8 protein-coding genes are annotated in these 11096 nt (G+C 41.2%); 2 read left to right on the top strand and 6 right to left on the bottom strand.

Annotation, left to right across the window (positions count from 1 at the left end):
• Window positions 1-123 precede the first annotated feature (123 nt).
• From lpdA to pdhR, 4 genes are all read right to left on the bottom strand, one after another.
• The gene (gene lpdA, locus MTN96_RS00690) at window positions 124-1551 is read right to left on the bottom strand and encodes a dihydrolipoyl dehydrogenase (RefSeq protein WP_029773352.1); all 1428 of its coding nucleotides are present in this window, start codon (window positions 1549-1551) and stop codon (window positions 124-126) included.
• A gap of 175 nt (window positions 1552-1726) precedes the next feature.
• On the bottom strand, window positions 1727-3637 hold the full coding sequence (aceF, locus tag MTN96_RS00685) for a pyruvate dehydrogenase complex dihydrolipoyllysine-residue acetyltransferase (protein WP_248530501.1): 1911 nt from the start codon (window positions 3635-3637) through the stop codon (window positions 1727-1729).
• A gap of 10 nt (window positions 3638-3647) precedes the next feature.
• Window positions 3648-6314, bottom strand: coding sequence for a pyruvate dehydrogenase (acetyl-transferring), homodimeric type (gene aceE, locus MTN96_RS00680; RefSeq protein ID WP_024031395.1), 2667 nt, complete (start codon window positions 6312-6314; stop codon window positions 3648-3650).
• A gap of 90 nt (window positions 6315-6404) precedes the next feature.
• Window positions 6405-7154 carry a pyruvate dehydrogenase complex transcriptional repressor PdhR gene (gene pdhR / locus MTN96_RS00675; protein ID WP_004588597.1) on the bottom strand — a complete coding sequence of 250 codons (750 nt, stop codon included), beginning with the start codon at window positions 7152-7154 and terminating at the stop codon, window positions 6405-6407.
• 573 nt (window positions 7155-7727) lie between these two features.
• On the opposite strand from pdhR, the gene MTN96_RS00670 reads away from it, so the two are divergent.
• Window positions 7728-8180: a transposase gene (locus tag MTN96_RS00670; RefSeq protein ID WP_248530500.1), complete on the top strand. Its 453-nt coding sequence runs from the start codon at window positions 7728-7730 to the stop codon at window positions 8178-8180.
• Between the two features lie 82 nt (window positions 8181-8262).
• Here MTN96_RS00670 and ampE read toward each other — a convergent pair whose 3' ends face one another.
• Window positions 8263-9114 carry a beta-lactamase regulator AmpE gene (ampE, locus tag MTN96_RS00665; RefSeq protein WP_248530499.1) on the bottom strand — a complete coding sequence of 284 codons (852 nt, stop codon included), beginning with the start codon at window positions 9112-9114 and terminating at the stop codon, window positions 8263-8265.
• Window positions 9115-9127: 13 nt separating this feature from the next.
• On the bottom strand, window positions 9128-9682 hold the full coding sequence (ampD, locus tag MTN96_RS00660) for a 1,6-anhydro-N-acetylmuramyl-L-alanine amidase AmpD (RefSeq protein WP_248530498.1): 555 nt from the start codon (window positions 9680-9682) through the stop codon (window positions 9128-9130).
• A 215-nt stretch (window positions 9683-9897) separates the two neighbouring features.
• Between ampD and nadC the strand changes: the two genes are divergently transcribed.
• Window positions 9898-10743: a carboxylating nicotinate-nucleotide diphosphorylase gene (nadC, locus tag MTN96_RS00655; protein WP_248530497.1), complete on the top strand. Its 846-nt coding sequence runs from the start codon at window positions 9898-9900 to the stop codon at window positions 10741-10743.
• The last annotated feature ends 353 nt before the right edge of the window (window positions 10744-11096 follow it).

The following is an 11096-nucleotide window of genomic DNA, read 5'->3' as shown; positions in this document are numbered from 1 at the left end:
TAGAAATTTTGCTCATATTAACTTACGTGTCAAGACGAGCTTGTCTTAAACTGACGGCTGACGACTATAAAAACAAAAAACCCAAGCCGAGGCCTGGGTTTTTAAACAGTTAACTAAAAGAGTTTACTTCTTCTTTTTAACCGCTTTTTTGTTTGGTAAATCAGTGATTGAACCTTCAAAAATCTCAGCTGCAAGGCCAATAGACTCGTTCAATGTTGGGTGAGCATGAATAGTAAGCGCTAAGTCTTCACCGTCTGCGCCCATTTCAACTGCTAAGCCGATTTCGCCAAGCATTTCGCCTGCGTTAATACCCACCATAGCACCACCGATTACACGGCCACTGTCTTTATCAAAGATAAGCTTAGTAGAACCTTCAGTACGTGCAGATGCAATTGCGCGACCTGATGCAGCCCACGGGAATACCGCAGTTTCAATGCTTAAGCCTTGCTCTTTTGCTTCTTTCTCAGTCACACCTACCCATGCGATTTCTGGATCAGTGTAGGCAATTGAAGGAATACATTTAGGGTCGAAGAAGTGCTTCTGACCAGAGATAACCTCTGCTGCAACATGGCCTTCGTGTACCGCTTTATGCGCAAGCATAGGTTGGCCAACTAAATCACCAATTGCAAAAATATGGTCTACGTTAGTACGTAATTGCTTATCAACATTAATAAAGCCACGCTCATCAACATTAACACCTGCTTTATCAGCATCAAGTAAGTTACCGTTAGGCGTACGGCCTACAGCAACAAGTACTTTGTCGTAACGTACTGGCTCAGCTGGTGCGTTTTTGCCTTCAAAAGTAACGTATAAGCCATCATCTTTCGCTTCAACGCCAACAACTTTAGTAGAAAGCATAACATTGAATTTTTTGTTTACGTATTTTTGGTAAATCTTGATGATATCTTTATCCGCAGCCGGAACTAACTGATCTGCAAATTCAACTACATCAATATCAGAACCTAGTGCGCGGTAAACTGTACCCATTTCAAGACCGATAATACCACCACCTAAAACAAGTAGTTTCTCTGGTACGTCTTTAAGTTCTAATGCGCCAGTTGAATCAATTACACGGTCATCTTCTGGGATGAACGGTAAGCTAACAGGTTTAGAACCCGCAGCAATGATTGCGTTATCAAATGTAATAGTTGTAGTGCCGTCAGCACCTTCAACGTCTAAAGTGTTGCTGCCAGTGAATTTACCGTAACCTGGTACAACTTTAACTTTACGCATCTTAGCCATGCCGTCTAAGCCACCAGTAAGCTGGCCAACAACCGACTCTTTCCAAGAGCGAATTTTGTCTAAATCAATTTGCGGAGCGCCAAAAGTAACACCGTGAGATGACATTTCTGCAGCGTCATCAATCACTTTAGCTACGTGTAAAAGTGCTTTTGAAGGAATACAACCAACATTTAGACATACACCACCTAATGTTTCACGAGATTCTACTAATGTAACTTCTAAGCCCAAGTCAGCAGCACGGAAAGCCGCAGAGTAACCACCAGGACCACCGCCTAGTACAACAACTTGAGTTTTTAATTCGTTGCTCATGCTATTACCTTAATTGTTTGAACGGGACACTGCCCTAAAATTTAACTGCCATGTTTCTGCATGGGCAGAAAATCAGAGCAATTCACAAATAGTGCAAAGATTGTATCATTGCATATAGTAAAAATCCCAGCTAAAAACAACTGGCTGGGATTTGATTTTGTTCATATTGTAGTGATTACATCACTAGTTGACGTATGTCGCTCATGTAGCTAGCAAGCGTTGCGGTAAAGCGTGCAGCTAGAGCACCGTCAATCACACGGTGATCGTACGACATAGAAAGCGGAACCATTAATTTTGGTTCAAAGTCTTTACCATTCCACTTAGGTTTCATTTCAGATTTAGATACACCTAAAATAGCCACCTCTGGTGCATTAACAATCGGCGTAAATGCCGTACCGCCAATACCGCCTAAGCTTGAAATAGTAAAACAACCGCCTTGCATATCAGATGACGTTAACTTACCTTCACGCGCCTTTTTAGAAATATCCATCAGCTCGCGAGATAGTTCAATAATGCCTTTTTTGTCCACATCTTTAAATACTGGAACAACTAAGCCATTTGGCGTATCTACTGCAACACCAATATTGATGTACTTTTTAAGGATAAGGCTTTCACCGTCTTCAGACAATGACGAGTTAAACGTTGGGAACTCAGCAAGTACTTTCGCTACCGCTTTCATCACAAACACAAGTGGTGTGATTTTAACGCCGAGCTTTTTCTTCTCGCTTAACACGTTTTGTTCTTTACGGAACACTTCAAGGCTGGTGATATCAGCTTCGTCAAACTGTGTAACATGTGGGATTTGCACCCAGTTACGGTGTAGGTTTTTACCCGACAGCTTTTGAATACGCGATAGTTTTTTCTCTTCAATTTCACCAAATTTAGCAAAATCTACTTTCGGCCACGGAATTAAGCCAAGCTCACCACCGCCTGCATTGCCTTTACCAGCAGGTAATTGGCCTGATTCAACTTGCTTAACTAGGTTTTTAACATAGTTTTGCACGTCTTCTTTTACTACACGGTTTTTACGGCCTGAGCCTTTAACGTTTGCTAAGTTAATACCAAACTCACGCGCTAAACGGCGAACAACTGGCGATGCATGAGCATACGCGCTGTTGTTTTCAAAGCTTTCGTTGCTTGCTTTAGCCGCAGGTGCTGCTTGAGCTGGCGCAGACTCGGTTTTTGCAGGTGCAGCCGCTGGCTTTTGCTCAGCCGGAGCTGCTGCTTTTGCTGGCGCACTGCCTGCAACTTCAAAAACAAACACAAGTGAGCCAGTTTTGACTTTATCGCCAGCGGCCACTTTAATTTCTTTAACGGTACCAGCAAACGGGGCTGGTACTTCCATAGCCGCTTTGTCGCCTTCAACGTTTAAGATAGACTGCTCTTCTTCAACCGTATCACCAACAGCAACCATGATTTCAGTTACTTCAACTTCATCATCGCCAATATCAGGCACGTTTACTTCTTTTGTGCTTGGCTCGGCGCTTTGAGTAGTCTCTGCTGGCGCAGATTCTTGCTTTGGCGCATCTGATGCAGGTGCACTTGAGCCAGCTACTTCAAAAACAAACACTAAAGAGCCTGTTTTTACTTTGTCGCCTTCGGCTACTTTAATTTCTTTTACAGTACCGGCAAAAGGAGCTGGTACTTCCATAGATGCTTTATCGCCTTCAACACTTAAAATTGACTGCTCTTCATCTACGCTGTCACCAACAGCGACCATGATTTCTGTTACTTCAACTTCGTCGTCACCAATATCTGGTACAGTTACTTCTTTAGTTGAAGAACCTGAAGCTTCTGCAGGTGCAGACGCCTCAGTTTTAGCTGGCGCTTCTGGCTCACTTTGTGAACCTGACGCTTCGCCTTCAAAAATCATGATTAACGACCCTGTTGTTACCGTGTCGCCTTCGCTTACTTTAATTTCTTTGACTGTACCTGCTTGCGCAGCAGGTACTTCCATTGATGCTTTATCGCCTTCAACGGTTAGTAGCGATTGATCAACATCTACTTTGTCGCCAACGCTTACTAAGATTTCGGTTACTTCTACGTCATCGCCACCGATATCTGGTACATTAATTTCAATACTCATTGCAAACCTCTTATGCGTACAGTGGATTTAGTTTGTTTGTGTCAATGTCGAACTTTTTAATTGCTTCAACAACCACTGACTTTTCAACATCACCACGTTTAGCAAGTTCAGATAACGTAGCAACAACCACGTAGCTTGCATTAACTTCAAAGTGACGACGTAAGTTTTCACGGCTATCAGAGCGTCCGTAACCATCTGTACCAAGCACTTTATAGTTGCTGCTTGGAATAAATGAACGCGCTTGCTCTGCGTAGTTTTTCATGTAGTCGGTCGCAGCAACAGTCACTGAATCGTTTAATACGCTAGTGATGTAAGGCGTTTTTTGCTCGCTTTCTGGGTTAAGCATGTTGAAACGCTCAACGTCTTGACCGTCACGGGTAAGCTCATTGAATGATGTTACTGAGTAAACATCAGAAGCAATACCGTACTCTTCGCTTAAAATGGCTGCAGCTTTGCGCACTTCAGTCATAATAGTACCTGAGCTTAATAGCTGTACGTTGGCTTTTTTACCTTCGTAGCTTTCAAGCTTGTAAATACCTTTACGAATACCTTCTTCAGCGCCTTCTGGCATTGCTGGTTGATGGTAGTTTTCGTTCATAAGCGTTAGGTAGTAGTAAATGTTTTCTTGGTTTTCACCGTACATACGACGAATACCATCTTGAATAATTACCGCTACTTCAAATGCGTACGTTGGGTCGTAAGAAATACAGTTAGGAACCGTATTTGCAAGAATGTGGCTGTGACCATCTTCGTGCTGTAGACCTTCACCATTTAGCGTAGTACGACCTGCTGTTGCACCTAATAAGAAACCACGTGCTTGCTGGTCACCCGCCATCCATGCCATGTCGCCAACACGTTGGAAACCAAACATAGAGTAGTAAATGTAGAATGGGATCATAGGTAAATCGTTAGTGCTGTAAGATGTTGCAGCAGCTACCCATGACGACATTGCACCTAGCTCGTTAATACCCTCTTGAAGTACTTGGCCTGATGTAGCTTCTTTGTAGTAAGAAACAATATCGCGGTCTTGAGGGGTGTAGTTTTGGCCATGTGGATTGTAAATACCGATTTGACGGAATAAACCTTCCATACCAAACGTACGTGCTTCATCAGCAATAATTGGCACAATGTTTTTGCCAATGCCTTTGTCTTTTAGTAACACGTTAAGTGCACGTACAAAGCCCATTGTGGTAGAAATATCACGTTTTTGCTCTTCAAGTAGCGGCTTAAATGCGTCTACTTCTGGCAGTTTTAGCTCTTCAGTAAATTTAGGAATACGTGTAGGTGTGTAACCTTTAAGTGCATCACGGCGTGCGTGTAAGTACTTATATTCTTCCGAGCCTTCTTCAAGCGTTAAGTATGGAAGATCTTTAATTTGCTCTTCTGATACTAAATCTTGTAGGCCTAAACGGTCACGTAAGTGTTCAACATGGCTCATGTCCATTTTTTTCACTTGGTGCGCAATGTTTTTACCTTCAGCCGCTTCACCCATGCCGTAACCTTTTACAGTTTTAGCAAGAATCACGGTAGGACGGTCGTTGGTTTGCTCAGCCTTTTTAAATGCAGCATACAGTTTTGATGGCTCATGACCACCACGCTTAAGCGCAAAAATTTCGTCATCAGTCATATCTGCAACAAGTGCAGCTGTTTCTGGGTAACGGCCAAAGAAATGCTCACGTACGTACGCGCCATCTTTCGCTTTATATGTTTGGTAATCACCATCAATTGTTTCGTTCATCAACTGTAGTAATTTACCTGATGTATCTTTAGCTAGCAAAATATCCCATCCGCTACCCCATACAACTTTAATTACGTTCCAACCAGCGCCTTTAAATAGGCCTTCTAGTTCTTGAATAATTTTACCATTACCCATTACTGGGCCATCTAAACGCTGTAAGTTACAGTTAATTAAGTAACATAGGTTGTCTAGCTTTTCACGTGCAGCAAAAGAGATTGCGCCGCGTGATTCTGGCTCATCCATTTCACCGTCACCTAAAAACGCGTATACACGTTGGTTTTTAGTGTCTTTTAAGCCACGGCCGTCTAGGTACTTTAAAAAGCGTGCTTGGTAAATAGACGCAATTGGACCTAAGCCCATAGATACCGTTGGGAACTGCCAAAATTCAGGCATTAATTTAGGATGCGGGTATGATGGTAAACCTTTACCATCTACTTCTTGACGGAAGTTATCAAGCTGTTCAGCCGTAAGACGACCTTCAACAAATGCACGCGCATAAATACCCGGAGAAATATGACCTTGGTAGTAAACTAAGTCACCGCCGTCTACCTCATTTGGCGCTTTAAAAAAGTGGTTAAAACACACTTCATAAAACGCAGCTGATGATTGGTAAGACGCCATATGGCCGCCTAAGTCGAGATCTTTTTTCGATGCACGTAATACAATCATGATTGCATTCCAACGAATAATCGAACGAATACGACGCTCAAGGTTTACATCCCCTGGGTACGCCGGTTCTTGATCTACTGGAATAGTATTAACGTAGTTAGTTGTTGTGCCAGTTGGCATATCAACGCCGTCTAAACGGGCTTGCTCTAACACTTGCTCAAGTAAATACTGAGCTCGTTCAACACCTTCTTCGCGCACAACTGATTCAAGAGCTTGTAACCACTCTTGTGTTTCTAGCGCGTCTACGTCAATTTTATTGACTTCAGACATATGGAGGTTTCCTTATGTTTAAAATACGAATGTTGTTAATTTAATACCACGTATACCTAATTTAGTGTGTTCTAAGTACAGCGTATTAGCTTAATTTTGTTTTGTGCGTCTTAAACTACGTTCAATTCGCGAATGCTCTTTACCCGCTTCAAGTAATGCTTCTTCAATAAAGGCTAAATGGGCATTACTTGCTAGTCGGGCTTGTTCTGGATTACCCTCAATTACGGCATCCATTAATAAGCGCCGGTGCTGGGCTAATTGATTGCTAATATCTGGTTTTTTTAATAAAACCGTTAAGTTTTGCAATACATTTTGCTCCAGTAGCGCTTGCATGCCTCGCACTAAGTGAAGTAAAACCACGTTGTGTGAGGCTTCGGCTACACTAAAGTGAAACGCATTAATTGCTTTGGCTTTTAATTGTAAATCGTTATTAACTTGAGCAATTTTATCAAAGCTTTGTTTAACCTTGGTAAAATCGGTGCTGGTACCACGAAGCGCCGCATAATATGCAGCAATCCCTTCAAGTGCATGACGAAATTCAAGTAAATCGAACTGTGATTCAGGATGCTTACTGATCAAATCAAACAGCGGATCAGTGAGTCCCTCTTCAAGCTGATTTTTTACAAACGTGCCACCGCCTTGCCTGCGAGTGACCAATCCTTTTGCTTCTAGCTTTTGGATAGCTTCACGCAGTGAGGGGCGAGACACCTCAAACTGTTTTGCTAGTTCGCGCTCTGGCGGCAGTTTTTCACCTGGCGCTAATGAGCCCTCAAGAATCATATTCTCAAGTTGCTGTAAAATAACATCAGATAACTTTGCTGCTTTAATCTTTAAAGACATTAATCAACGTCCACGTTGCATAAATACTAAAAAGCCTAAGTTTTAAGGCCTAGAGCTTGACGATTTACCCAAAAGGTAAATTGGTCATACCAAAAATTTTCAATAAGGTATCAAAAAGGCAAATAACTGTCAATTTACGGGTTATTTGAGCAATTAGAGTAGCGTAACGCATTTTGAACGAAGTTCAAACAATGCACAATTGAGGTTGTTTTATTCAAACGTTAACAAGATGAAAACAAATGGTCTGACCAGAGCGGAATTAGAATATTCACTCTAGTTGAATTTATTGAAGAAATTAATTTTTGAATTAGAGAAAGCCCTTGCAGCGGGTTGACCCCGCGACCAACACCCTCACCTCAATACTCACCCTAAGCGCGGCGTACATTGCGCGATGTGAAATCGCGACTACGCAAAATCGTAGCAGCGGGTTTACCCCGCGACTAACACCCTCACCTCAATACTCCCCCTAAGCGAGATACTCATTGCGCGATGTGAAATCGCGACTACGCAAGTCCATAAAAATTGCTACGCTTAAAATTAATCGGTCTGTAATTACTAAAATGTAGGAATGGTATGCATAGCTCATATTTATTACGTAAAGGAAGAGTATCTAAAGCAAACCACTATTATGCTATTACGTTAGTTTGCTACGAACGGAAAAATCTACTCACAAATTTAATCATTAATAGAGCAGTAATCAATGAAATGAAAAAGCTAGAGAAAGAGAAACAAATTAACTCAAATACATTTGTGTTAATGCCCAATCATATTCATTGGTTATTTCAATTAAACGATATAGCAACATTAAGTGAGGTAATCAGAAATTTTAAAGGGCGCTCTGCAACTCTGTACCGAAAATTCAGTAAACAAAGACTTTGGCAGAAAGGGTTTTATGACCATTTAGTCAGAAGTGATGAAGATTTAACTCATTGCGCTAGATACATAGTCGCCAACCCATTACGTGCACATTTAATAAAAAACATTGCAGATTACCCATATTGGGACAGCATTTATTTAAACGCGTAGCAGCGGGTTTACCCCGCGACCAACACCCTCACCTCAATACTCCCCCTAAGCGAGATACACATTGCGCGATGTGAAATCGCGACTACGATAAACCGCCAAATAAAGTAAGCAGTGCAATAAGTACTAAATAAAAAAGCACGTTGCGTTTAACTAATTTAATCATACAAGTGGCTTCAATAGCACATCCGTAATAACGCTGCTCTACTTGCTCAGCCGCAAGCGCTGTACAAGTAACAACTTTGCGGTTTGGCGTTTTAAAATCCAATACATAATGCAGCCAGCAGCTTGTACCTTTATTAAAGTTACCAATAACTAAGTAGCCAAAGCTTGCAACACGCGCTGGTAGCCAATCTAGCCAAAATAATAATTTGTGCAGCAGCGTAAAACGATTTGCAAACACCACTTTATGGTTTTCTTTAACTAAATCGGCCAACGTACGCACTATTGCATACAACACGGCCCCTGGGGCGCCAAGCATTACAAACCAAAAAATAACGGCGCAATAAAATCTAAAATTAATCCACGCTAAGGTTTGCCCAAATGTTTCTCCGCCCTCTTCATCCTCTAGGTGTTTTTGCCCCATTTGTAGTGCGTATAATGAGGCCGCGGTTTTATCATCCCGCGTTAGTGCATTTAAATACGACTTATAGAAAGCGCGGTGCTTAGCACAACCAAAACAAACCAATAAAACCGCAACATTAATAGCTAACTGCCAAAGTACAAAGTCTGAGAATACATATATAAGCGCAACAGCCACTACCGGCAAAAGTAACCAAATTAAAAAGCCAATTGCCGAGCTAAACAATCCGTTTTCACTAAGTAATTTACCCGAGCGATTTAAATAACCATTAACGTAATGGCTTATTTGCCAATACTGTGAGCGCGCACCTAAACGCTCAAGTATTAGTGCAATAATTATAGAAACTAAAATCATGATAGCGACTCACTTAATTTGCTTGTTCTAGCCTGCTTATATAAGCAGGCCAATTAAAACTTTCCCCAGGGTCGGTTTTTCGCCCAGGTGCTATATCGCAATGCCCTACTACTCTCTTAGTGGTTATAAGCGGGTAACGGGTCATAATTGCCTTTGTTAGATTATGTAAGCTGGTGTACTGCGCCTGAGTGTAAGGTGTGGTATCTGTACCTTCAAGCTCAATACCTATACTAAAGTTATTACATGCGCTTTGCCCTTCATATTCAGATTGTCCGGCATGCCACGCGCGTTTATTAAATGGCACATATTGAATAATCTCGCCAGTACGTTTTATAAAACAGTGGGCTGACACTCTAAGACCATTTAAATCACAAAAACTGGGGTGCGCATTACAGTCAATCTCACCCATAAACAGTGCATCAACGTATTCGGTGCCAAATTGCCCAGCCGGCAAGGAAATATTATGAATTACCAACAGCGAAATATCGGTATTTTCAGGGCGCTCATCAAAATGCGTACAGGGCCGCTGCGTTATATTAGCGACAACTCCGCTTGAATCTATCTGCATTATTTTAATACCACGGTATACATAAACTTGATGCTAAAGGATTTATATAAAGAATGATAGCCATTGCGGTTAGCTAACATTCAGCTGGTAGCATTACTTTTAGCAGCCATACTATATATGTAGGTGTAATAACCCCTCCTCATTTAAAAGCGCTTCTATTAGTTATTTAAACATAGTAAAATTTGCTTAATTTATTAACACTTATGAGCCTTCATATGTCAATTTCGCACACGCTTATTACTCAACTTGTCACCCTCGCCTTAGATGAAGATCTAAATTATCAATCAGCACAAGACGGCGACATTACCGCGCAGCTTATTCCACAAAACGAGCACGCAAATGCTAAAGTAATTACCCGCGAAGACTGCGTTTTTTGCGGTAAAGACATCATTATAGAAGTGTTTAAGCAAGTAGATCCAAGCGTTGAAGTAAACGTATTAGTAAATGATGGCGATTTTGTGCCAGCAAATAGCACCTTATTTACAGCTAAGGGCTCTGCCCGTGCTATTTTAACTGCAGAGCGTACCGCGCTTAATTTTGTACAAACGCTTTCGGGTACCGCAACCACAACTGCAAATTATGTAAAAGAGCTTAGCGGCACCACAACCCAACTGCTCGATACCCGCAAAACAATACCAGGACTCAGGCTACTTCAAAAATACGCTGTAAAATGCGGCGGCGGTGCAAATCATCGTATAGGCTTATTTGATGCGTTTTTAATTAAAGAAAACCACATAGCAGCGTGTGGCGGAATTGATAAAGCAGTCGCACAAGCCAAGCAAAACCACCCTACAAAACCCGTAGAAGTTGAGGTTGAATCGTTAAGTGAACTTGAGCAAGCTATTAATGCAGGCGCCGATATAATCATGCTCGATAACTTTAGCGTTGAACAAATTCAGCAAGCTGTGGTCACTACTAATAAGCGCGCTAAATTAGAGGTTTCTGGCAATATGACACTAGAAACGCTTAAAACTTACTCGCAGGCAGGTGTCGACTTCATCTCCAGCGGCGCACTTACAAAAAATTTACAATCAATCGATTTATCGATGCGTTTTGTATAAAAGCACGACAACAATTTAGTTTTATTGATGCTAATTAATTGACAAAACGCATGAAAAGACTTTTAATAATCCAAAAGGCTTACTTTGTAACATTTTGTTAAATAAAGTATCTTTTTTAGAAAATTTTGTGTGCTTTAAGCATAAAAAAAGTGTTAGACTAACCCTGTTGTATTACTTCCTTGAAAAATATAGTAATAAGTAACTGCTTTTTGTTTTAATCTTCAAAAAATACCTAAAAGATTAAAGCAAATGGTCAGTATGTTTCCTATATTTAGTCTACTTTGTATTTAGGTAGCCTACGCAAGTTGCAACATAATGAACTCACATTTAGCTTTTGTGTTTCATACCTAAGG

It is taken from the genome of Pseudoalteromonas sp. 2CM28B (assembly GCF_023161935.1).
This window is presented reverse-complemented; position numbering and strand designations above follow the sequence as displayed.

What these genes read in the sequence shown, in the direction of transcription:
- ampE (WP_248530499.1), bottom strand. Translation starts at nt 9,114, where the DNA reads ATGATTTTAGTTTCTATAATTATTGCACTAATACTTGAGCGTTTAGGT.
- aceF (WP_248530501.1), bottom strand. Translation starts at nt 3,637, where the DNA reads ATGAGTATTGAAATTAATGTACCAGATATCGGTGGCGATGACGTAGAA.
- aceE (WP_024031395.1), bottom strand. Translation starts at nt 6,314, where the DNA reads ATGTCTGAAGTCAATAAAATTGACGTAGACGCGCTAGAAACACAAGAG.
- lpdA (WP_029773352.1), bottom strand. Translation starts at nt 1,551, where the DNA reads ATGAGCAACGAATTAAAAACTCAAGTTGTTGTACTAGGCGGTGGTCCT.
- pdhR (WP_004588597.1), bottom strand. Translation starts at nt 7,154, where the DNA reads ATGTCTTTAAAGATTAAAGCAGCAAAGTTATCTGATGTTATTTTACAG.
- nadC (WP_248530497.1), top strand. Translation starts at nt 9,898, where the DNA reads ATGTCAATTTCGCACACGCTTATTACTCAACTTGTCACCCTCGCCTTA.
- ampD (WP_248530498.1), bottom strand. Translation starts at nt 9,682, where the DNA reads ATGCAGATAGATTCAAGCGGAGTTGTCGCTAATATAACGCAGCGGCCC.
- MTN96_RS00670 (WP_248530500.1), top strand. Translation starts at nt 7,728, where the DNA reads ATGCATAGCTCATATTTATTACGTAAAGGAAGAGTATCTAAAGCAAAC.